The following is a 22,446-nucleotide window of genomic DNA, read 5'->3' on the forward strand; positions in this document are numbered from 1 at the left end:
GATGACCACCGAGACCACGGCCCCGGCCACGACCACCGATCCGCCCCCGGCGACGACCGGGACCACTCTCCCTGCCGACCCCACCGCCCCCGCCGCCTCCCCGCCCGCCGGTGCCACCACCGGTGCGGAAAGGCGCGTCCGCCGGGCTCCCGGTGCCCGGCGCCGCACCCTCGCGCCCGGCAGGCGGCTGCCCGCCTCCCGGCTCATCGGCCCGGCGCTGTTCCTCGCCCTGTGGGCCCTCGCCTCCGCCGCCGGACAGCTGGACCCCGGCGCGATCCCCGCGCCCTGGACGGTACTGAGGACCACGGGTCACCTGTGGACCGACGGCACGCTGCCGACCGACGTCCTGACGTCCCTGGAGCGCGCGGGATACGGGTTCGCGATCGGCCTGGCCGCCGGTGTCGTCCTCGCCCTCGCCTCCGGGCTCAGCCGGATCGGGGAGGCGCTGATCGACGGGACCGTGCAGCTGAACCGGGCGATCCCGACCCTCGGTCTGATCCCGCTGTTCATCCTCTGGCTCGGCATCGGCGAGACCTTCAAGATCGCGATCATCGCGATCGTCGTCTACATACCGATCTATCTGAACCTGCACTCCGCCCTGTCCGGCATCGACCACCGGTTCGTGGAACTCGCCGAGGTCCAGGGGCTGTCGAGGCTCCGCTTCGTCCGGGAGATCGTGATTCCCGGCGCGCTGCCCGGCTTCTTCGTCGGGCTGCGGCTCGGGGTCACCGCCTCCTGGCTCTCCCTGGTCGTCCTGGAACAGATCAACGCCACCAGCGGCCTCGGCTACATGATGTTCCAGGCCCAGAACTACGGCCGGACCGACATCATCCTGGTCGGCCTGCTGATCTACGGCATCTTCGGGCTCGTCTCCGACAGCGCGGTTCGTCTCGTCGAACGGAAGGTGCTGTCGTGGCGACGCACACTGAGCAACTGACCCGCTCCCACACGGTCCGGCTGCGCGGGCTCACCCGGTCCTTCGAGGGCCGCACGGTGCTCGACGGCGTCGATCTCGACCTGCCCGCGGGCCAGTTCACCGCCCTGCTCGGCCACAGCGGCTCCGGCAAGAGCACCTTGCTGCGCGCCATCGCCGGCCTCGATCACGGTGTCGCCGGAAGCGGGGAACTCACCGCCCCGGAACGGGTGTCCGTCGTCTTCCAGGACTCCCGGCTGCTGCCGTGGCGCCGGGTCCTCGACAACGTCCTGCTCGGCACGGACGGCCGAGAGGCCGAGGAGAAGGGCCGCTCCGCCCTCGCCGAGGTGGGCCTCGCGGGGCGGGAACGGGCCTGGCCCAACGAGCTGTCCGGCGGCGAGGCACAGCGCGCCGCGCTGGCACGCTCGCTCGTGCGCGAACCCGAACTGCTGCTGGCGGACGAGCCGTTCGGGGCGCTGGACGCGCTCACCCGGATCCGGATGCACGTGCTCCTGCGCGAACTGTGGGAACGCCACCGGCCGTCGGTGCTGCTCGTCACGCACGACGTGGACGAGGCGATCGTGCTGGCCGACCGGGTGCTCGTCCTCGACCACGGCGGTATCGGCCTCGATCTGTCCATCGACCGCCCGCACCCCCGCTCGTACCGCGACCCGCTGCTCGGCGAGTACCGCGAACGCCTCCTGAACGCCCTCGGGGTGACCGAGGACGTGACCGGACGGACCGCCGACCGGGCCCCGGACCCTGACCCGGCAACGGCAACGGCGGACGGCGCGGCCCCGGGCGGCGCCTCCGCACGGCGGAAGGAGAAGCACCCGTGACCAGCCCGCGCCGGCTCCACCTCAACGCCTTCCTGATGAACACCGGCCACCACGAGGCCTCCTGGCGGCTCCCGGAGAGCGACCCGTACGCCCATGTCGAGACGGCCCACTACGTGCGGCTCGCGCGGATCGCCGAACGGGGCACCTTCGACTCCCTCTTCCTCGCCGACGGCCCGGTCCTGTTCAACAGCGTGGGCCAGCGCCCGTCCGGCGCCCTCGAACCCATCACCCTGCTCACCGCGCTGGCCACCGCCACCGAGCACATCGGCCTCATCGCCACCGCCTCCACGTCCTACAACTCCCCCTACAACCTGGCCCGCAGACTCGCCTCCCTCGACCACATCAGCGGCGGCCGGGCGGGCTGGAACATCGTGACCACGGCGGGCGCGGAGGCCGCCCGCAACTTCGGTCTCGACGACGAGCCCGCGCACGCCACCCGCTACGAGCGCGCCGCCGAGTTCCTGGACGTGGCGCTCAAGCTCTGGGACAGCTGGGAGGACGACCTCGTCCTCGCCGACAAGACGGCGGGCGTCTGGGGCGACCCCGGCAAGATCCATCCCGCCCGCCACAAGGGGACGTACTTCAGTGTGGAGGGCGCCCTCAACGTGCCCCGCACCCCTCAGGGCCATCCGCTGCTCGTGCAGGCCGGTTCCTCCCAGGACGGCAGGCGGTTCGCGGCCCGGTACGCGGAAGCGGTGTTCACCGCCCAGCAGACCCTCGCGGACGCCCGGGACTTCTACGCCGACCTCAAGTCCCTCACCGAGCGCGCCGGCCGGAACCCGGAGCACGTCAAGGTGCTGCCCGGCATCGTCCCGGTCATCGGCTCGACCGAGGCGGAGGCCCGTGCCCACGAGCGGGTCCTTGAGGACCACATCGTGTACGAGCACGGGGTGAACCGTCTGGAGCGCCTGCTCCACCTGGACCCGGGCACCCTCGACCTGGACGCGCGCCTGCCCGACGGCCTGCCGCCGGAGAGCGCGATCGAGGGGGCGAAGAGCCGCTACACCCTGGTCGTGGAACTGGCCAGGCGCGAGCGGCTCACCGTGCGCGAACTGATCGGCCGGCTCGGCGGCGGGCGGGGCCATCTGACCTTCGCCGGCACGCCCGGGCAGGTCGCCGACGCGATCGAGGAGTGGTTCCGCGGCGGCGCCGCCGACGGCTTCAACATCATGCCCGCCGTACTGCCGTCCGGCCTCGACCTGTTCGTGGACCACGTCGTGCCGATCCTGCGCGAGCGGGGCCTGCTCCGCCGGGAGTACGGGCCCCGGCAGACCCTGCGGCAGCGCTACGGACTCCCGCGCCCCGCCAACCGGTACGCCACCCCAGCGTCCCCCTCCTCCTCTCCCTCCCCTTCCCCGGCCGCCGCCTCGACCGCCACGGCCACGGCACCGACCGCCTCCGCACACCCGATCCGCCGTCCCGAAAGGACCCGCACCTCATGACAGACATCGAGATCCAGAAGGTCACCGCGAACATCGGTGCCCGTGTCCTGGGCGTCGACATCTCCAAGCCCCTGGACGACATCACCGCCGCCGCCCTGCGCACCGCCCTGAACGAGCACAAGGCGCTGGTCTTCGACGACGTCGACCTCGACGACGAGGGCCAGCAGGCCTTCGCCCGCCACTTCGGCGACCTCACCACCGCGCACCCCACGGTGCCCGCCGTGGACGGCGCCCCGAACGTCCTGCCCGTCGACAGCGAGCGCGGCCGCGCCAACCACTGGCACACCGACGTGACGTTCGTGGTCAACCCGCCGCAGGCCAGCACCCTGCGCAGCATCACCGTCCCGCCGTACGGCGGCGAGACGCTCATCGCCAACTCCGCGGCCGCCTACCGCGATCTGCCCGAGCCGCTGCGCGCGTTCGCCGACACGCTGTGGGCCGAGCACACCAACGACTACGACTACGCGGTACCTGACGAGAACATCGACGAGGAACAGGCCGCGCAGCGCGCCCAGTTCACCTCCATCACGTTCCGCACCGCGCACCCGGTCGTCCGGGTCCACCCGCTGACAGGTGAACGGGGCCTGTTCATCGGCGGGTTCGCGCAGCGGATCCTCGGACTCTCGCTGGGCGAGTCCCGCAAGATCCTCGACCTGTTCCAGACCTACGTCACCCGGCCCGAGAACGTCCTGCGCTGGCGCTGGTCCCCGAACCAGCTGGTCCTCTTCGACAACCGGATCACCCAGCACTACGCGATCGACAACTACGACGGGCAGCCGCGCCGGCTGCACCGCGTGACCGTCGCCGGTGACGTGCCGGTCGGCGTCGGGGGCGAGGAGAGCCGCTCCATCGAGGGCGACGCCTCGCACTACACCCCGGTGGCCGGGTGACAGCGTCCCGGCCCCGGTGACGGACGGCGTACGAAGGACGGCCCCCGCGAGGATCCCCCTCGCGGGGGCCGTCCCGTCACGGCTCGCACGGCACGTTGAGCGAGAGCAGTGCCGCCGTCCCGTCCTCCATCCGGAGTTCGGAGACCGCCCCGTTGCGAAGGCCCGGCAGGACGCGCCGGTACTCGCCCAGCGGGATGGACAGGGCCTTGCACAGCACCAGGCGCAGCAGGGTGTTGTGGGCGACGACCAGGACGCGCCGGCCGGGGTGGGCGTCGGCGGCACGGCGCAGCGCGCGTGTCCCCCGGGCCGCCGCCGTGCGCGGATCCTCCGCCTCGGGGAACGGATAGGACACGGGATCGGCGCGGAACGCCTTGGCCCGGACGGGGTTCTCCCGCTCGAAGTCGGCGAGGGTGCGGCCCTCCAGGACCCCGAAGTCGCACTCGCGCAGGCCGGGTTCGCGCCGGGCCATCAGTCCGAGGGCACGGCACGCGGGGTCCGCGGTGGCGACGGCCCGGGACATGGTCGAGGTCCAGATCGCGTCGACGGGGTGGGCCGCGACCCAGCGGCCGAGGGCCTCCGCCTGGGCACGGCCCTCCTCGGTGAGGTCGACGTCACTCACTCCGGCGTACCGGTTCTCCGCGTGCCAGACGGTCTGCCCGTGCCGGACCAGCAGGAGGGTCGTACTGCGGCTCGTAGTACTCATGAGGCGGAGTATCCAGGGCGGGCGGGGCCCGTGGGCGCTCCGCGGGAAGTCCCGGACACGGCCGGCCGAATCGCCCGTCGCCGGCCGCGCGAACGCTTACGCTCGCGGGGCCGGCGTTCGTACGGAGGTGTCGTCGTGGATGTGCGCTGCCCGAACTGCGGAGGTCCGCTCCAGCCGTTCCGCAGGCTCACCCGGGAGGAGCAGGAGGAGGTGCGCCGGATCAAGCGGGTGGACGATCCGGCCGCCTACCATCGCTGCGCCCGTCCGGGCTGCCGCCGCTTCCAGCGCTGGAGCAACTGGCGCGACGGCGACGACTTCCCGGAGCCCGAGTCCTCGTGACGGGGACCGCGGGCGCTCCTGACCGGCCGCCTAGAGGTTGCTGAAGTCCGGTCCCGCCGTCCGCGTGCGCTTGATCTCGTAGAAGCCGGGCACCGAGGCGACCATCAGCGTGCCGTCCCAGAGCTTGGCCGCCTCCTCGCCCTTGGGGGCCGGGGTGACGACCGGGCCGAAGAAGGCGAGCTGCTCGCCGTCGGCACCGGGGACGGCGATGACCGGGGTACCGACGTCCTGGCCGACCTTGTCGATGCCCTCCTTGTGGGAGGCGCGCAGCTCGGCGTCGAACTCGAAGTCCTCCTGGTCGGCGTAGTCGATCAGGTCGGCGGGCAGGCCCACCTCTTCGAGCGCGCCGGCTATCGCCTCCTTGGTCGGGCCCGCGCCGTCGTTGTGGAAGCGGGTGCCGAGCGCGGTGTACAGCGGGCCGAGGACGTCGTCGCCGTGCTTCTGCCAGGCGGCGGTGACCACGCGGACGGACTGCCACGCCGTCGTCGCGAGCATCTCGCGGTAGTGGTCGGGAAGTTCGTCGAGCTTGGGCTCGTTCAGTACGGCCAGGCTCATGATGTGCCAGCGGACCTCGATGTCACGGACCTTCTCCACCTCCAGGACCCAGCGCGAGGTCATCCAGGCCCAGGGGCACAGCGGGTCGAACCAGAAGTCGACAGGGGTCTTGCCGGTACCGGTCTGGACGGTCTGCTCGGGCATGGCTCTCCTCGGAACGGGGCGTTTCCCTGGGGAACACCGGCACGCGCCCGGACCATTCCCGGCGCATCCGTTCGATTGCAGGGTCGGCATGGGGATTCCCCTGTGTCGCCGTCGTCGCGGTGCCCGCCGTAAGGAGCACATGGCAGGATCGCCCTGTTCGCACATGTCTATGACGCCATGAGGGAGTGCAGCCGTGCCCGGTGAGAATCTGTCCCGCGACGAGGCCCAGGAGCGGGCGGCACTGCTGTCCGTCGACGGCTACGACGTCTTCCTCGACCTGCGCTCGGCCGTCGGGGACACGGAGCCCGGCGCGCCGGACGGCGGTCCCCGCACCTTCCGCTCGGTGACCACGCTCCGCTTCCGCTGTGCCGAGCCGGGCGCGGCGAGCTTCGCCGACCTGATCGCGCCGAGTGTGACGGCCGTCTCCCTCAACGGCAGAGACCTCGACCCGGGTGAGGTCTTCGACGGCTCCCGGATCCGCCTGGAGGACCTGGCCGCCGAGAACGAGCTCGTGGTGGACGCCCAGTGCGCCTACTCCCGTACCGGCGAGGGCATGCACCGCTTCGTCGACCCCGAGGACGGCGAGGTGTATCTGTACACGCAGTACGAGCCCGCCGACTCGCGGCGCGTCTTCGCGAACTTCGAGCAGCCGGACCTCAAGGCGCCGTTCCGCTTCGAGGCGCGGGCCCCCGAGGGCTGGACCGTGTGGAGCAACGGCCTCGGCGAACTGACCGACGGGGTCTGGAAGTTCGCCGAGACGAAGCCGATCTCGACGTACATCACCGCCGTCGTGGCGGGCCCGTACCACTATGTGACCGACTCCTACTCCCGCACCTTCGACGACGGTACGAAGCTGGAGATCCCCCTCGGCGCGATGTGCCGCAAGGGCCTGGCCCCCCACTTCGACGCCGACGACGTGTTCCTCGTGACCAAGCAGGGGCTGGACTTCTTCCACGACCACTTCGACTACCCGTACCCGTTCGGGAAGTACGACCAGGCCTTCGTGCCCGAGTACAACCTCGGCGCGATGGAGAACCCGGGGCTCGTCACCTTCCGGGAGGAGTACATCTTCCGCGGCAAGGTGACGCAGACGTCGTACGAGGCGCGGGCGAACGTCATCCTGCACGAGATGGCGCACATGTGGTTCGGCGACCTCGTCACCATGGTCTGGTGGGACGACCTGTGGCTGAAGGAGTCCTTCGCCGACTTCATGGGCACGTTCGCGAACGTCGGCGCGACCCGCTTCACCGACGCGTGGATCACGTTCGCCAACCGCCGCAAGGCGTGGGCCTACCGCGCGGACCAGCTGCCGTCCACCCACCCGATCACGGCCGACATCCGTGACCTCCAGGACGCCAAGCTGAACTTCGACGGCATCACGTACGCCAAGGGCGCCTCCGTGCTCAAGCAGTTGGTGGCGTACGCCGGGCAGGACGCCTTCCTGGAGGGCGCCCGCCGCTACTTCAAGCGCAACGCGTACGGGAACACCCGGCTCGGCGATCTGCTGTCGGCGCTGGAGGAGACGAGCGGACGGGACATGGCCGCCTGGTCGCGGTCCTGGCTCCAGACCGCGGGCGTCAACTCCCTCACCCCGCAGGTGATCCTGGACGCGGAGGGGCGCGTCACCGAGCTCGCGGTGCTCCAGGAGGCCCCCGAGTCCCACCCCGAACTGCGCCCGCACCGCGTGGCCGTGGGTCTGTACCACCGTGAGAACGGCGACGGTCCCCTCGTGCGGTACGCCCGCGCCGAGGCGGACGTCGAGGGGCCCCGCACGGTCGTCACCGACCTGGCCGGCGCGGAGGCTCCCGCGCTCGTCCTCGTCAACGACGACGACCTCACGTACTGCAAGATCCGCTTCGACGAGGGCTCGCTGGCCACGCTGCGCGAGGCGCTCGGCGAGATCACCGACCCGCTCGCCCGGGCGCTGTGCTGGTCCGCGCTGTGGAACCTCACCCGCGACGCGATCGTGCCCGCCCGGGACTTCGTCTCGCTGGTGCTGCGCTTCGCGGGCCGCGAGTCCGACATCGGTGTCCTCCAGATGCTGCACGCCTGGGCGAACTCCGCGCTCGTCAACTACGCGGCGCCCGGTTGGCGCGAGGAGGGCGGGGCGCTGCTCGCGGAGGGCGCGCTGAAGGAGCTGCGGCTCGCCGAGCCGGGCGGCGAGCACCAGCTCGCCTGGGCCCGCTTCTTCGCCGCCGTCGCCACCTCGGAGGCCGATCTCCAGCTGCTCCAGGGCCTGCTGGAGGGCACCGCGAAGATCGACGGTCTCGTGGTCGACCAGGAGCTGCGCTGGGCGTTCCTGGAGCCGCTGGCCGCGCGGGGCGCCGCCGACGAGTCCGCGCTCGCCGCCGAACTCGCCCGCGACGACACGGCCTCCGGCAAGCGGCACCAGGTCCGCTGTCTGGCCGCGCGTCCCTCGGCCGCGGTCAAGGCGCAGGCCTGGGCGGCCGTGGTGGAGTCCGACGCCCTGTCCAACGCCCTGGTCGAGGCGACCATCTCCGGCTTCGGCCAGCCGTCCCGGCGGGATCTGCTGGAGCCGTACACCGCGAAGTACTTCGCCGCGATCGACCGTGTCTGGGCCGAGCGGTCCATCCAGATCGGCATGGACGTGGTGAGGGGGCTGTTCCCCTCGCTCCAGGACTCCCCCGGGACCCTGGCGGCGACGGACGCCTGGCTCGGCTCGCACGAGGACGCTCCGCCCGCGCTGCGCCGGCTGGTGCTGGAGTCGCGGGACGACCTGGCGCGGGCGCTGCGGGCGCAGGCCCGCGACATCGCCGCCGCGGGCTGATCACCCGGTCCCGACGGGACCGGCCACGGAGGGCACCGGCGCCACGGGCGTGCGGTGCCCTCCGCCGTGCGCGGGTCCTGCGGCGTCCCCGGGCGGCGTTGATCGACTGGTCGGCTGATCCGATGCGCGCATTGGTTACGAGATGCAGGTATTCAGAGCCGTAACCCCTATGAACACGCGGTGGGACCAGCGTCTTTCGGCGGCCGAACACGCGTGCTTCCGGGAGCGGTTGTCCCGATTCGCCGACGGGCGGGTAACAGGGGTTAGGAGGCGGCACTCGGGCGGGAACCCCCGGACCATGAACCACAGCACCCCGCTCTCCCCCCGCACCCTGCGTCAGTCGTCCCCCGTGCGGCACCGGGTCCTGACCACCGCCCAGTTGCGCGGCCACGGCGTGACGACCGCGGACGCCAACGAGCGGTGCCGGCCCGGCGGCCCCTGGCAGCGGATCCTCCCCGGCGTGTTCCTGCTGCGTCCCGGCCCGCCGACCCCCGAGGAGCGGCTGCACGCCGCGTTGCTCTACACGGCCCGTCCCCCCTCGGCCCGCACGGCGCACCACGTCCCCGCCCAGCCGGGCTCCGCGGAACCGCGCGCCCCGCGGCCCGGCGCGGACGCGCTGATCACCGGTCTCGCGGCCCTGGCCCTGCACGGTCTCTCCTGCGCCCCGCCGCTGCTCTCGCTCGACACGATCGACGTACTGGTCCCCCGGCTGAGGCGGCTCCGCTCGACGGGCTGCGTGCGCATCGTGCGCGCGACCGTGCTGCCTGCGCCCGCGTTCGTGGCCGGGGTCCCGGTCGCGGCCGTCCCCCGCGCGCTGGCCGACGCGATCGCGGAGCTGACCGATGCGGAGGAGGTGCGCGGGCTGCTGACGGAGGCGGTGCGCCGCGGCCTGTGCGAACCTCGCTCGGTCGTGGAGGAGCTGACGGCGGCCCGGCTGCTCGACCGCCCGCACGTGGTGGACGCCGTGGACTCGCTGGTGGCGGAGGGCAGGGCGATCGCGGAGAACCGGCTGTACCGGATGGTCTTCGAGCACGGGCTGCCCGACCCGGTCTGGAACGTCGACCTGCGGCTGCCCGGCGGCCCCCGTCTCGGTGGGGCGGACGCGTACTGGCCCGAGCAGGCGGTGGCGGTCGAGCTGGTCACCAGGACTCCGCTCCAGGACTCCGACGCCCAGGAGACCGAGCGGGCCCGCAGGCGCGAGCACCTGGAGCGGCTGGGCGTCACCGTCGTCCATGTCACCCCGCGCGGGCTCAGGGACGGGATGGAGCAGCAGGCCACCGTCGTACGGACCGCGCTCATGGCCGCGAACGACCGAGATCCGGCCGCCTATGTCGTGGTGCTGCCCCGGTCGTGACGGACAGGGCGGTGCCCGGAGGGGAGGGAGGGGGCCCGCGGGGTGCTCGTGCGGGCCCCCTCCCGCTGTCGCGGTGGCGTTGTCAGTGCCTCGATCTACTGTGGTGCGAGCGGGATATCCCCGGCCGCGGCGGGCCGGACGCGCCCGCCGCGACGAGCCGGAGACAAGCGACAGGAGAGTGCCATGACGACCCTGCCCGACCGCCCGAACACGGCGCTGCTGGTGATCGACATGCAGCACGGAGCGGTGGACGCCGCCCATGACCGGGCGCGTGTGATCGCGAACATCGACGCGCTCGTCGCCAGGGCCCGCGCGGAGGCGGTGCCGGTGATCTGGGTGCAGCACTCCGACGACGGGATGAAGTACGGCAGCGCGTCCTGGCAGTACGTGCCCGAGCTGGTCCGCGAGGAGGCGGAGCCCGTCGTCCACAAGAAGTACGGCGACTCCTTCGAGGCCACCGATCTGGAGGACCTGCTGACCGAGCGCGCCGTCGGCCATGTCGTGGTCACCGGCGCCCAGACGGACATGTGCGTCCGCTCCACCCTGCACGGCGCCTTCACCCGTGGGTACGACGTCACGCTGGTCGGCGACGCGCACACCACGGAGGACCTCACCGCGTACGGCGCCCCCGCACCGGCCGAGGTCGTCGCCCACACCAACCTGTACTGGAACGAGCAGCGCGCGCCCGGCCGGCGCGGGAAGACCGTCGGGACGGCGGAGCTGAGCTTCGCGGTCAGAGCCGACGGCTGAGGGCGTTCCAGGAGCGGCTCGCCGGGGCCTGCCGGGTTCCGCAGAACTCCGCCTCGACCACCGCCTCGGCGTTCCCGGTCCAGTCGCCGTTGAAGTTGAAGGCGAGGGAGCGGCGGCCGTCCGCGGTGGTGACGGCCACGGAGGACGAGCCGTGGATGCCTCCGTCGTGTCCCCAGATCCGGACGCCGCAGCTCAGTTTCTGCTCCAGGAGGCCGAGGCCGTAGCCGCCGTCGGGGACGCCGTCGATCCGGATCGTGGTCTTCATCTCCTTGAGCTGCTCGGGCGGCAGGAGCCTGCCGCGCAGGAGGGCGCCGTAGAAGCGGCCGAGGTCGGCGCTGTCGGAGATCATCTCCCCGGCGGAGGAGGCCATGGAGGGGTTGAGGGAGGTGGCGTCGTAGGTCGGCCCGGTCGTCGTCCCGGCCAGCTTGGAGTAGGCCCTGCTGTGCGGCCCGGGGACGCTCGCCCGGGTGCCCGGCAGCGAAGTGGCGCGCAGATGGAGGGGCTTGATGATCCGGTCGCGGATCTCGGAGGCGTAGGAGCGGCCGGTGACCTTCTCGATCACCATGCCGGCCACGACGTAGTTGGTGTTCGAGTAGTTCCAGGAGGTGCCCGGGGCGAAGTCCGGCTTGTGGGACAGGGCGACGGCCACGAGCTGTTCGGGCGTCAGCGTGTCGTAGCGGTGGCGCAGGAAGCCGTCCCTGGCGAAGTGCGTGGCGACGAAGTCCTCGTCGGCGGTGTAGTTGAAGATCCCGCTGGTGTGGTTGAGGAGCTGCCGGACGGTGATCCTCGTGCCGTCGTTGCCGTTGCCGCGGATCAGGCCGGGCAGCCAGTGGTCCACGGTGTCGTCCAGTGACAGCCGTTTCTCCGCCTCCAGCTGGAGCAGGACGGTGGAGACGAACGTCTTGGTGATGCTGCCCACGCGGTAGCGGTCGGCCGTGGAGCGCGGTGCGCCGGTCCGCAGGTCCCCCACGCCCGCGGTGGCGGACCAGGTGCCGTGCGGGCCCCCGGCCGTCGCGGTCACCCCCGGCACACCGTCCCGCACGGCCGCCTCCATGGCCGCGCGCGTCGGCGCGTGACCGCCCCGCACGGGTGCCGCCGCCGCGACACCCGCCTGCGTCACGGCGACCCCCGCGACGATCGCTCCCACCAGTGCCGTACGAACCCTCATGTCTGCCCCGTCTCGCTGTCGGACCCGGTCGCGGGGACGGACTCCGTGAGGGCGTCGGCGGGTTGCCCGGACGGCGCGGGTTGATCCCTTTTCAGCCCTTCTTCAGGATCAGCTCGGTGTTGCGGTCGCGGGAGGTGCCCGACAGGTCGGTGCGGGCGCCGGGGGCGTTGAAGGAGAGCTCGCGGTACAGGGCCGCGAGGCCGGTCTGGGTGAGGTCGGAGAAGTCCGTGGCGTGCGGGGCCGCGGACTCGACGAGGGTGGTGAACAGCGAGAGGGTGCCGTCCTTGTTGTCGACCAGTTCGATGACACGGGCGAGCTGGGGGAAGTCGACGTGGGAGGCGGTGCAGATCTCCCAGAAGGACCGGTTGCCCGCGGCGGCGTGCGGGATGATCTCGTTCTTGTGGGTGTGGCCGTTCACCCAGGCCAGGGTGTTGCTGTACTTCGCGAGGAGGGCGACGACCTCTTCCCCGCCGTGCCGCTTCTCGGCCGGGTGCGCGGGGTCGGCGTGGGTGTTGCGCATGGTCTTGCTGGTGTGGTGGCTGAAGACGACGACGTAGGAGTCCGCGTTGTCGCGCAGGGTCTTCTCCAGCCAGCGCAGCTGCGCCGTGCCGATGGAGCCCTCGTAGTGGCCGCCGGGATCGGTGGTGTCGAGGCTGACGCCGATGACGTCCTCGGCGATCCGGAACGTGTAGTACTGCGTGCCCGCGGAGAGGTTGGCCGAGGAGTAGCCGTGGCCGATCGGGCCCGGTCCGGTGTACGCCGGGTCGAGGTGGGCCTTGACGTACTCGGCGGGGGTGAACGGGGCGCGCTTCTCGTCGGGCGTGACCGAGCGCATCTGGCGGGTGTGCGCCCTGAGCAGGTCGTGGAAGGCGGCGCCCTTGGGGCTGCTGCCGTCCTTGATGGTCTTGGCGAGCGCGACGCACTCCGCGGAGCCCAGGGACATCAGCTTCTTGCCGCCGACGGCGAACTCGGTGAGGTAGGAGTCGCCGCGCGATCCGTAGCAGCCGAGCGGAAGCGCGTCGTGGTTGCCGACGGTGGAGTACCAGGGCAGGCTCAGGCCGGGGCTGCGCAGCTCGCTGATCGCGGCCTCCAGGAAGCCCTGGATGCGCGGGAAGCCGAGCTGCTTGTCGGCGTCGCGCAGGGCGGCGTCGGGCTGCCAGTAGGTCTTCAGGGCGCTGGCCTGGACGCCCTCGTAGTGCCGCGGGTCACCGCTGTTGGGGGTGATGCGCCCGCCGCTCATCACCTTCAGGAACCACTCCAGTTCGGTCTTGGAGTTGTTGTCGGTGTTGTCCCCGGTGGTCATGACGAAGTGCAGCGGGGAACCGGTGACGGGCGCGCCGTGCAGGGCGTTGACCCGCTCGATCAGCGAGACCGCGCCGGCGACGGTCAGCGTCTCCTGGGGGCGCCAGGCGCTCTTGTTCTGGGCGCGCAGGTACTCCAGGCGCAGCGGGTGCTGGGCGTCGGTCAGGTGCAGGTCGGTGAGCTGCACGAACGCGGCGAGGGCGGTGCGCCGGTCGGCCCGCCCCGTCTTGGCGGCGGCGAGTTCGTCGCGGACGACCCGCTTCCAGCCGGCGCCGTCGCCGAGGCGGCGGTATCCGGTGGAGCCGGAGCGCGGGGCGGCCACGCCGGCGAGGGTGGTGCCGCGGGTGTACGGGGCGAGCGCGGCCGGGGCGGTGCGGCCGGTCGCGGCCTGGCCCTGGGAGCGGGCGAGCGAGTCGGCGACGGGCGCCTGGGCGGCGGTCGTGGCGTGTGCCGGGGCCTGCGGGCGCAGGGCCAGGCTGAGCCCCGTGGTGAGGGACACCGCTCCGGTGGCGGCCAGCAGGGTGCGGCGGTTGAGGGCGGGTACGGTGGCGACAGAGCGTATGCGCGGCATGGCGCGGTCTCCCCGAGTGCGAACGCGTCGGCAGTGGCCGCGGGGTGTTCGACTCGCGAACTCCCCGCTCGTACTGGATCGTTGGCACTGGGGATGACCTGCGCGTTAACTGGGCGGCAACGGGCGACGCCGATCACCGTACGTCGATCTCGGCCCACCCTGGGCGTCCATGGAGTCCTGTCCGAACGGCCGGTGGGCGGTCACTCCGTGTTCATCTTGCGGGGTAGGGGAGGTGGATCCGGGGGTGTGGCCCGCTCGTTCAGGGGTTCGCCGGGGAGTAGGCGGGCGCGGACCAGCGCAGCGGGCTGGCGGCGGGTGTCTCGACGGCCCCGGCGAGGGTGAAGCGGACGGTGCGTTCGCCGTCGGGGGTGAACTCGGTGCGGGCCGTGCCGGTGAGCTGGAGCACCCCTCCCGCCGTCCAGTCCAGGAAGAGCAGACCGGCGCGCGGGTCGGCGGTGAGGTTGCCCAGGCTCAGGAACATGGAGTTGCCGGGGTAGTCGCGCCAGCTCAGTTCGCCGGGCGAGTCGACGCGCACGAAGCCGGGGTTGCCGCCGCGGTGGCTGGCGTCGGCGCCGTGCGGGTGGACGGTGGCGAGGAAGAAGGTGTCGGCGGCCTCGACGAACTCCTGCTGCGCGGGGGTGAGTTCCGTGCCGTGCCGGGCGGCGCCCGGTGTGCGGCCGGTCACCGTCTCGTACGTCTGCCTCTTCTGGAGGTACTTGGGGCAGTTGGCGAAGACCTGGTCGGCCTCGACCGCGAAGCCGCGCGGGGTGGACCGGACGCGTCCGTTGAGGCGCATACGGCGGCGGGTGCGCGGGTCGAGGGCGATGGTGCCGACGGCGGTGCCCTCGGTGGCGAGGGCACCGGTGAGCGGATCACCGGCGGGGAGCCCCCCGGTGACGGAGATCCGGTGGGCCCCGGTGGCCCGGACGAATCCCGGCTCCCCCGTGAGCAGCGAGGCCCAAACCCCGCCGCCCGCGGGATCCGCGTCCCGCCCGGCTCCGGTGCCGCTCCTCGGGGCCGCGGCGCCGACGACCAGCATCGGCTGGAGTTCGAGGAAGGCCGCGGCCACCGGGCGGATGCCCTGGCCCACGGCCCGGCCCACGTGGTCGGCGAGGTCCCGTACGCCCACGCGGTCCTGGATCGTCCGCGAGCCCGGGTGATATGTCATGACCGCTCCAGGGACTAGAAGAAGCCGCAGGTCGGCGCGGGCGCGTTCGGCGCCGGCGCGTCCTCGGCGCCGCTCGCCGTAAAGATCTCCAGACGGGTGCCGTCCGGGTCGTGGAAGAAGATGCCGCCCGAGGCCGAGCCCTCACTGTGGGCGACCACTCCGTCGTGGGCGAACGTGGCGCCGTACGCGCGCAGGGCCGTCTCGTACTCCCTGACCCGCTCGACGGATTCGGCTTCGAGGGCGAGGTGGTGCAGGCCCGGCAGGCCGCCGTCGTACGTGCCGCGCGCCTGCTGCCAGAGCGTGAGCACGGGACGGCCGTCGCCGGACAGGGGGCCGAGGAACGCGTACCGCCGCTGCCCGTCGTCGTCCTTGCCCTCGCCGAGCACCCCGAATCCGAGGACGTCGCGGTAGAAGGCGAGCGAGCGGTCGAGGTCCGTGACGTTCAGGCCGACGTGGCCGGTGCGCAGCGTCATGACGGTGCCTTTCTGCCGGTGGCGGCCCCATCGGAGGGGCTAACCCTTGTCATCGACTTTAAGAGTTATAATCGGGAACGTCAACCGGTGACCTACTCTTGAGCGGTTAGCAGCGAAGGGAGACCCCATGTCCACGAGCCCCGACCCCCGCCCTCTCACCGGCGAGCCGGTCTCGCTCGACCTGCTCAACACCCGCTGGGTCCACGAGGGCGCGGTGCGCGACCTGCTGACCGACACCGAGGGCCTCGCGATCTGGCTGGCGGGCAACGGGCTCGACTTCCCCGCCGACGACACCGTCCTGCGGCACACGCTCGAAGCCCGCGACGCCCTGCGCGCGGCCGTCGACACCCCCCGCGGGCAGACCGGCGAGCAGGACCCCCGGTTCCCGGCGCAGGCCGCCGCCCGCGTCGACGCCGTCCTCGCCCACGGACGCGTCCGGCTGACGCTGACCGATCAAGGGCCGGGCGGGACACCGGAGTTCGACGACCCCTCCTGGGGGCCGGCGTGGCTCGCCGCACGCGACTATCTGCACCTGCTGGAATCGGCCCCGGACCGCATCCGCCGCTGCGCCCACGAGGCGTGCGTCCTGCACTTCTTCGACACCTCGCGCAACGGCACCCGCCGCTGGTGCTCGATGGCGGCCTGCGGTAACCGCGCGAAGGCGTCCCGCCACTACGCGCGCACAAAAGAGAGCTGAATCGACAAAGAGAGACATCCGAGCCGTCCGGGACGTCCCCTCATAGCACGACATCGACGGCATGGCGCATGGCGGGAGTACGCCATGCGTCCATCCCCGCTTGGTCAACTCTCCCCAAACAACTGTCCCTTGAGCAAAGCTGAGCGGTCATCCGGGCTCACATTCCGGACTGATGCGACCGGTCCCACAAGAACCGCCGGAACCGGCCGTTCCACGCTCGTTCCTTTACCTACAAGGGATGCAGATGATCTCCGACCCTCAGCGCGCACCTCTATCGGGCGCGAGACGCGTGGCCCGCCTGGCCATGGCAGCGGGCCTGGTGGCCGCGCTCTCCGCGGCCGGGCCGATACCCATGGCCTTCTCCGCGGACACGGGCGCGCCCACGGCCGACCCCGGCACCAAGTCCGCCGCCGCCAAACTCGGTTCGAACGACGCCGACCTTCTCGCCGAGGCCAAGGCCAAGGGCGACAAGAACGTCACCATGATGATCGCGACGGCTCCCGGCCAGACCGAGCAGGTCGCCAAGGAGCTGAACGCCGTCAAGGGCGGCTCGGTGGGCCGCAGTTACGACAAGCTCGGCTACGTCCGCGCCACCGTCCCGACGAGCAGGGCGGACTCGGCCATCGCCGCCGCCGCCAAGCTCCCCTCGGTGCACGGGATCGACCTGCGCCAGGAGATCGCGCTGGACGACCCCACCCCGAGCGCCGACACGGCCAGGCACGGCAGCAACACCGCCACCGCCGCCACTTACTCCGGGCCCGGCAAGAACACCCCCGCCGAGAACCCGTACAACCCCTCCTTCGAGACGGGTGCGGTCGACTTCGTCAAGGACCACCCGAAGGCGGACGGCCGGGGCGTCACCATCGGCATCCTGGACTCCGGCGTCGACCTGGGCCACCCCGCGCTCCAGAAGACCACCACGGGCGAGCGCAAGATCGTCGACTGGGTCACCTCGACCGACCCGATCGTCGACGGCGACGCGACCTGGCGCCCGATGGTCACCCCCGTGGCCGGGCCCACCTTCACCTACAGCGGCAAGACGTGGACGGCGCCCGCGGGTTCGTACGAGATCAGCACGTTCCGGGAGTCGGCGACGGCGGGCGGCGACGCGGCGGGCGACGCGAACCGCGACGGTGACACCACCGACGCGTGGGGCGTGCTCTACGACCCGGCGGCCGGCACGGTCACCGTCGACCTGAACAACAACAACGACTTCACCGACGACACGCCGATGAAGCCGTACAAGGACGGCTACCAGATCGGCTACTTCGGCACCGACAACCCGGCGACGGACGTCGTCGAGCGGCAGCCGTTCGTCGTCGAGATCCGCAAGGACGTGCCGATGGACCCGTACGGCGGGTCCTGGATCGGCAAGAAGGCCGACTTCGTCAACATCGGAGTCATCGAGGCCGAGCACGGCACCCACGTCGCCGGCATCACCGCCGCCAACGGCCTGTTCGGCGGCAGGATGAACGGCGCGGCCCCCGGCGCGAAGATCGTCTCCTCGCGCGCCTGCACCTGGACCGGCGGCTGCACCAACGTGGCGCTCACCGAGGGCATGATCGACCTCGTCGCCAACCGTGGCGTGGACATCGTCAACATGTCCATCGGCGGTCTGCCCGCGCTCAACGACGGCAACAACGCGCGCGCCGAGCTCTACACGCGTCTCATCGACACCTACGGCGTCCAGCTCGTGATCTCCGCGGGCAACTCCGGACCCGGCGCGAACACCATCGGCGACCCCGGCCTGGCCGACAAGGTCATCTCGGTCGGCGCGACCATCTCCAAGGCGACCTGGGCCTCCAACTACGGCTCGCAGGTGGAGAAGAAGTACGCGATGCTGCCCTTCTCCTCGCGCGGCCCGCGCGAGGACGGCGGCTTCACCCCGACGCTGAGCGCGCCCGGCGCGTCCATCAACTCCACCCAGACCTGGATGCCGGGCTCCCCCGTCGCCGAGGCGGGCTACACCCTTCCGGCCGGCTACTCGATGCTCCAGGGCACCTCGATGGCCTCCCCGCAGGCGGCGGGCGCCTCGGCGCTGCTGCTGAGCGCGGCGAAGCAGAAGGGCATCAGCCTCACCCCGGCCACCCTGCGCACCGCGCTGACGTCGACCGCCCACCACATCAAGGGCGTTCAGGCGTACGAGGAGGGCGCGGGCCTCATCGACATCGGTGACGCCTGGGACTCCATCAAGGACGGCGCCACCGCCCACGACTACACCGTCAAGGCGCCGGTCGACACCGCGATCGACTACGCGCTGAAGACCCCGGGCTTCGGCACCGGCCTGTACGACCGCGAGGGCGGCCTCAAGGCCGGGCAGCGCAAGACGTACGACATCACCGTCACCCGCACCTCGGGCCCGGACCGGCCGGTCCGGCACGAGCTGTCCTTCGCGAACAACGCCGGCGGCACCTTCCGGATCCTCGGCAAGGACGAGGTGAACCTCCCGCTGAACCAGCCGGTGACCGTCAAGGTCCAGGCCGCGCCCACGTCGGCCGGACTCAAGAGCGCGATCCTGGAGGTCGACGACCCGCGCACCGAGGGCGTCGACAAGCAGATCCTGTCGACCGTCGTGGTCTCGACCCCGCTGAAGTACACCTACAGCGCTTCGAGTTCGGTGCAGCGCAACAGCACCACCTCGTACTTCGTCACGGTTCCCGCGGGCGCCAAGTCGCTCGAGGTCGCGATCGGCGGGCTGAAGGACAAGAGCCAGACCCGGTTCATCGCGATCCACCCGTACGGCGTCCCGGTCGACAACACCAGCACCCCGTACTGCTACAACAACTACCTCGACGGCAACGGCTGCAAGCCCGACGTGCGTTCGTACGCGGACCCGCAGCCCGGCGTCTGGGAGGTCGAGGTCGAGGCGCGCCGCACCTCGCCGCTGCTCGACAACCCGTACAAGCTGGACGTCGCCGTGCTCGGCGCGGCCTTCGACCCGGCCGTCGTGACGGTCCCCGAGGCCAAGGTCGGCACCCCGGCCACCGCCTCCTGGACGGTGAAGAACAACTTCGCCGCGCTCGACGGCAGGCTGAAGGGCGGTCCGCTCGGTTCCTCCAAGAACGCGCGGCCGACCATCACCGAGGGCGCGACCCAGGTCACCACGGTGGACGTGCCCGCGGGCGCCGCGTCGCTCGACGTGGCGATCGGGAACGTGTCGGACAACGCCGCCGACCTCGACCTGACGGTGAAGAACGCCGCCGGGACCGTGGTCGGGCAGTCGGCGGACGGCGACTCGGAGGAGGCCGTCTCCATCGCCAACCCCGCCGCCGGGACCTACACCATCGAGGTCGCGGGCTACTCGGTCCCCTCCGGCTCGACCGCCTACGACTACCGGGACGTGTTCTTCTCGACCGCGCTCGGCACGGTCTCGGTGGACGATTCGACCCCGGTGAAGCTCGCCACCGGTGCCTCGGCCACGGTGTCCGGCACGGTCACCGCCGCCGCGCCGGCGCCCGAGGGACGCGAGTTCTTCGGTCAGGTCCAGCTGGTGAACGCGCGCGGCACGGTCGCGGGCCTCGGCAGCGTGAAGATCGACAAGGTCACGCCGTAGCGGTGTGATCCCCGGCCGCGCGAGCGGCCGGGGGCTCGGGGCGGGCGTCCGGGAACGGGCGCCCGCCCCTTCGCCTGTCACCGGCCCGGGAGCGCCCCTGCCCGGGCCCCGGCAGACCGGTCGTCGCCGGGGCCGGTGTCACTGCTCGCACCGCAGCCCCCTCGCCTGCGGAAGGGCCTTGACGATCCAGGACCGCTCGCGGGCGATCGCCTGCTCCCCGACGGTCCAGATGTCGGGGGTCGAGGCGTGCCGCGGGATGCCCACCAGGACCTCGTCGCCCCGGTGCAGCCGGGGGACGACGTTCCGGTCCATCAGGAAGGTGACCTTCTTCCCGCCCGTGGCCGGCTTGTAGGAGTGGTAGACGTCGAGCGTGATCCGGTCCCGCGCGGTGCCGGGGACCGCGGCCACCCCGGTGACCGTGCCCTCCGCGATGAGCCGGGAGCAGGCGATGTAGCCGGGGGCGCTGAGCGAGCCCCGGCTGCCGCTGTCCGCCTTGGCGCCGTCCGCGCTCTTCGCGTCCGCGCTGTTCGTTCCGCCCTGTGCCGCCATCCAGCCCAGCCCGACGACCATCGAGGCCACCGCCGCCGCGGCCAGGGTGCCGGCCCCGACGGCGAGGGCGGCCCGGAGCCGTGAGCGCTTCCCCGGGATGCCTCCCGGACGCCCGGCCCCCGGCCTCCGCTTCGCCCGGGGCCCCCCGGCCCCGCGGGAGATCCGGGAGCCGCCGGCCCGCTCTGCCGTCCGCCCGGAGTCCGCCAGCGCGTCGCCGATGACGACCAGCTGTTCCCTGAGCACCTCCACGTCCGCTTCGGCGGATTGGTGCTCGGCCATGAACAGGACGTCGTACCGGGCGCCCTCGGGCAGCTCGGCGTCCGTGATCGCGGCCATGAGCGGATCCAGACCTTCGTACTCGGCCACGTCACACCACCTCGTCCTCGTGCAGGCGGGCGCGCAGGGCGCGGACCGCCGTGTGCAGCCTGCTCTTGACCGTGCCCTCGGGCACGCCGAGCTCCTCGGCTATGTCCCGCACCGGCAGGTCGGCGTAGAACCGCAGGACGAGGACCTGGCGCTGCGCGTCGGGCAGTTCGTCCAGGCCCTGGGCGACGGCCAGCGAGAGCACGCTGGTCTCCTCGTCGGAGGGCCGGTCCAGCTGGCGCAGCGAGGCCAGCCGCTCGCCGAGACGCTCCTGCCGGCGCTTGGCCCGGTGCCAGTCCATCGCGAGGTTCGAGGCGACGACCGCGGCCCAGGCGGACACGTCCCGCGGGGCCTCGTCCCCCTTGGCCGCCCGCTCCAGCAGCCGCAGCCGGACCTGCTGTACCCCGTCCGGCAGGTCCGCCTGCGGCACGCCCCCGAGCGCGAGCACGGCCCGCACCCGGCGTTCCTGCGTCGCGTCCAGGGGATCGTCCGCCCCCGCTTCCCGACGTGGCTTTCTCCGCAGCACAGCCACCCCTCCCCTCCCCGCGTCCCCTCTACGACGCCGGTGCGGGCCGAAACGTTCGGTCCTGTACGAGTCGTACGTCACATCGGACGCGCGGGCGCCCCGGTGTCCGCACCGTACGGCTTGCGGTGGCCCTCCGTCGCCGGGCGATTTCTTCGTACCCGGGCGCCCGGGCACCGCAGGATCGGGCTCCGGCGCGTGCCCGGCCGCGTCCCACGCTGTGAGCCGCGCGACGAAAGGATTGGACACGCGGGGCCGGGTGAGACGCATGATGGAAGCGCTGGACCACGTAGAACGCACGTCAAGGGAGTCGCCGTGAGGGTCGGAATCGTCGGAGCCACCGGGATGGTCGGCACAGCCATGCGCAGGATCCTCGTCGAGCGGGACTTCCCGGTCGAGGAACTGCGTCTGTTCGCCTCGGCCCGTTCGGCCGGGACGGTCGTCGACGGGGTCACGGTGGAGGACGCTTCCACGGCGGACTACGCGGGCCTGGACATCGTGCTGTTCTCGGCGGGTGGCGCCACCTCCAAGGCGCTGGCCGAGAAGGTCGCCTCCCAGGGCGCGGTCGTGATCGACAACTCCTCCGCCTGGCGCAAGGACCCCGAGGTCCCGCTGGTCGTCTCCGAGGTGAACCCGCACGCGATCGCCGACCGCCCCAAGGGCATCATCGCCAACCCGAACTGCACGACGATGGCCGCGATGCCGGTCCTCAAGCCGCTGCACGAGGAGGCGGGCCTCGAAGCCCTGATCGTCGCCACCTACCAGGCGGTGTCCGGCTCGGGTGTCGCCGGCGTGGCGGAGCTGCACGGCCAGGCGCTGAAGGTCGTCGGCGACGCCGACCGGCTGACCCACGACGGCGAGGCGGTCGACTTCCCCGAGCCGCAGGTCTACAAGCGCCCCATCGCCTTCAACGTGCTCCCCTTCGCCGGTTCGATCGTGGACGACGGTCTGAACGAGACGGACGAGGAGCAGAAGCTGCGCAACGAGTCCCGCAAGATCCTGGAGATCCCGGCCCTCAAGGTCTCCGGCACGTGCGTCCGGGTCCCGGTCTTCTCCGGTCACTCCCTCCAGGTGAACGTACGCTTCGCCCGCCCGATCTCCGTCGAACGCGCCACCGAGCTCCTCGCGGGCGCCCCGGGTGTCGTCCTCTCCGACATCCCGACGCCCCTCCAGGCCGCCGGCAAGGACGCCTCGTACGTCGGGCGCATCCGGCAGGACGAGACCGCCGAGCACGGACTCGCGCTGTTCGTCTCCAACGACAACCTCCGCAAGGGTGCCGCGCTGAACGCGGTCCAGATCGCGGAGCTGGTGGCGGCCGAGCTGCGCGAGGGCTGACAGCCGCCTCCACCACACGCCCGAGGG

General features: G+C 72.1%; 19 protein-coding genes. 11 read left to right on the forward strand and 8 right to left on the reverse strand.

The window, feature by feature from the left end; all coding sequences use genetic code 11:
• Window position 1: 1 nt before the first annotated feature.
• The 4 genes from WJM95_RS10725 to WJM95_RS10740 are packed head-to-tail and all read left to right on the forward strand — an operon-like array spanning window position 2 to window position 4,084.
• The gene (locus tag WJM95_RS10725; RefSeq protein ID WP_339129358.1) at window positions 2–937 is read left to right on the forward strand and encodes an ABC transporter permease; all 936 of its coding nucleotides are present in this window, start codon (window positions 2–4) and stop codon (window positions 935–937) included.
• Window positions 913–1,752, forward strand: a complete 840-nt coding sequence (locus WJM95_RS10730) for an ABC transporter ATP-binding protein (RefSeq protein WP_339129359.1) — start codon at window positions 913–915, stop codon at window positions 1,750–1,752. The genes WJM95_RS10725 and WJM95_RS10730 overlap by 25 nt, the downstream gene beginning before the upstream one ends.
• The gene (locus tag WJM95_RS10735) at window positions 1,749–3,194 is read left to right on the forward strand and encodes an LLM class flavin-dependent oxidoreductase (RefSeq protein ID WP_339129360.1); all 1,446 of its coding nucleotides are present in this window, start codon (window positions 1,749–1,751) and stop codon (window positions 3,192–3,194) included. The genes WJM95_RS10730 and WJM95_RS10735 overlap by 4 nt, the downstream gene beginning before the upstream one ends.
• Complete coding sequence (locus WJM95_RS10740; protein WP_339129361.1) at window positions 3,191–4,084, forward strand: TauD/TfdA family dioxygenase; 894 nt, start codon at window positions 3,191–3,193, stop codon at window positions 4,082–4,084. Before WJM95_RS10735 ends, WJM95_RS10740 begins: the two co-directional genes overlap by 4 nt.
• Window positions 4,085–4,160: 76 nt before the next feature.
• Here WJM95_RS10740 and WJM95_RS10745 read toward each other — a convergent pair whose 3' ends face one another.
• Entirely contained in the window at window positions 4,161–4,787 is a 627-nt protein-coding gene (locus WJM95_RS10745; protein WP_339129362.1) for a histidine phosphatase family protein, read from the reverse strand.
• Between the two features lie 135 nt (window positions 4,788–4,922).
• Here WJM95_RS10745 and WJM95_RS10750 point away from each other — a divergent pair, with 135 nt between their 5' ends.
• Window positions 4,923–5,126, forward strand: coding sequence for a hypothetical protein (locus WJM95_RS10750; RefSeq protein WP_339129363.1), 204 nt, complete (start codon window positions 4,923–4,925; stop codon window positions 5,124–5,126).
• A gap of 30 nt (window positions 5,127–5,156) precedes the next feature.
• On the opposite strand, the gene WJM95_RS10755 is transcribed toward WJM95_RS10750, so the two are convergent.
• A complete protein-coding gene (locus tag WJM95_RS10755) occupies window positions 5,157–5,825 on the reverse strand; it encodes a DsbA family protein (RefSeq protein WP_339129364.1) in 669 nt (222 codons plus the stop codon).
• A 193-nt stretch (window positions 5,826–6,018) separates the two neighbouring features.
• Here WJM95_RS10755 and pepN point away from each other — a divergent pair, with 193 nt between their 5' ends.
• From pepN to WJM95_RS10770, 3 genes are all read left to right on the forward strand, one after another.
• On the forward strand, window positions 6,019–8,613 hold the full coding sequence (pepN, locus tag WJM95_RS10760) for an aminopeptidase N (protein ID WP_339129365.1): 2,595 nt from the start codon (window positions 6,019–6,021) through the stop codon (window positions 8,611–8,613).
• Between the two features lie 298 nt (window positions 8,614–8,911).
• Window positions 8,912–9,967: a hypothetical protein gene (locus tag WJM95_RS10765; RefSeq protein WP_339129366.1), complete on the forward strand. Its 1,056-nt coding sequence runs from the start codon at window positions 8,912–8,914 to the stop codon at window positions 9,965–9,967.
• A 183-nt stretch (window positions 9,968–10,150) separates the two neighbouring features.
• Window positions 10,151–10,717, forward strand: a complete 567-nt coding sequence (locus WJM95_RS10770; protein ID WP_339129367.1) for an isochorismatase family protein — start codon at window positions 10,151–10,153, stop codon at window positions 10,715–10,717.
• On the opposite strand, the gene WJM95_RS10775 is transcribed toward WJM95_RS10770, so the two are convergent.
• The 4 genes from WJM95_RS10775 to WJM95_RS10790 all read right to left on the reverse strand — a co-directional run bounded on the left by WJM95_RS10775 (window position 10,701) and on the right by WJM95_RS10790 (window position 15,399).
• Entirely contained in the window at window positions 10,701–11,885 is a 1,185-nt protein-coding gene (locus tag WJM95_RS10775) for a serine hydrolase domain-containing protein (protein ID WP_339129368.1), read from the reverse strand. The two genes, WJM95_RS10770 and WJM95_RS10775, sit on opposite strands and share 17 nt — an antisense overlap.
• A gap of 91 nt (window positions 11,886–11,976) precedes the next feature.
• Window positions 11,977–13,758, reverse strand: coding sequence for a TIGR03767 family metallophosphoesterase (locus WJM95_RS10780; RefSeq protein WP_339129369.1), 1,782 nt, complete (start codon window positions 13,756–13,758; stop codon window positions 11,977–11,979).
• Between the two features lie 259 nt (window positions 13,759–14,017).
• Window positions 14,018–14,926 (reverse strand): pyridoxamine 5'-phosphate oxidase family protein, encoded by a 909-nt coding sequence (locus WJM95_RS10785; protein WP_339129370.1) that lies wholly within the window; start codon window positions 14,924–14,926, stop codon window positions 14,018–14,020.
• A gap of 14 nt (window positions 14,927–14,940) precedes the next feature.
• The gene (locus WJM95_RS10790) at window positions 14,941–15,399 is read right to left on the reverse strand and encodes a VOC family protein (RefSeq protein WP_339129371.1); all 459 of its coding nucleotides are present in this window, start codon (window positions 15,397–15,399) and stop codon (window positions 14,941–14,943) included.
• Window positions 15,400–15,526: 127 nt separating this feature from the next.
• Between WJM95_RS10790 and WJM95_RS10795 the strand changes: the two genes are divergently transcribed.
• Together WJM95_RS10795 and WJM95_RS10800 are read left to right on the forward strand one after the other, a co-directional pair.
• Entirely contained in the window at window positions 15,527–16,096 is a 570-nt protein-coding gene (locus WJM95_RS10795) for a CGNR zinc finger domain-containing protein (RefSeq protein WP_339129372.1), read from the forward strand.
• A gap of 244 nt (window positions 16,097–16,340) precedes the next feature.
• Entirely contained in the window at window positions 16,341–19,649 is a 3,309-nt protein-coding gene (locus tag WJM95_RS10800; RefSeq protein WP_339129373.1) for a S8 family serine peptidase, read from the forward strand.
• A 138-nt stretch (window positions 19,650–19,787) separates the two neighbouring features.
• On the opposite strand, the gene WJM95_RS10805 is transcribed toward WJM95_RS10800, so the two are convergent.
• Complete coding sequence (locus WJM95_RS10805; RefSeq protein ID WP_339129374.1) at window positions 19,788–20,564, reverse strand: hypothetical protein; 777 nt, start codon at window positions 20,562–20,564, stop codon at window positions 19,788–19,790.
• 1 nt (window position 20,565) lies between these two features.
• Window positions 20,566–21,093, reverse strand: a complete 528-nt coding sequence (locus WJM95_RS10810; RefSeq protein ID WP_339129375.1) for a sigma-70 family RNA polymerase sigma factor — start codon at window positions 21,091–21,093, stop codon at window positions 20,566–20,568.
• A 306-nt stretch (window positions 21,094–21,399) separates the two neighbouring features.
• Between WJM95_RS10810 and WJM95_RS10815 the strand changes: the two genes are divergently transcribed.
• Window positions 21,400–22,419, forward strand: coding sequence for an aspartate-semialdehyde dehydrogenase (locus WJM95_RS10815; RefSeq protein ID WP_339129376.1), 1,020 nt, complete (start codon window positions 21,400–21,402; stop codon window positions 22,417–22,419).
• Window positions 22,420–22,446: the final 27 nt, after the last annotated feature.

The sequence above is a fragment of the Streptomyces sp. f51 genome (assembly GCF_037940415.1).
Taxonomy (GTDB): Bacteria; Actinomycetota; Actinomycetes; order Streptomycetales; family Streptomycetaceae; genus Streptomyces.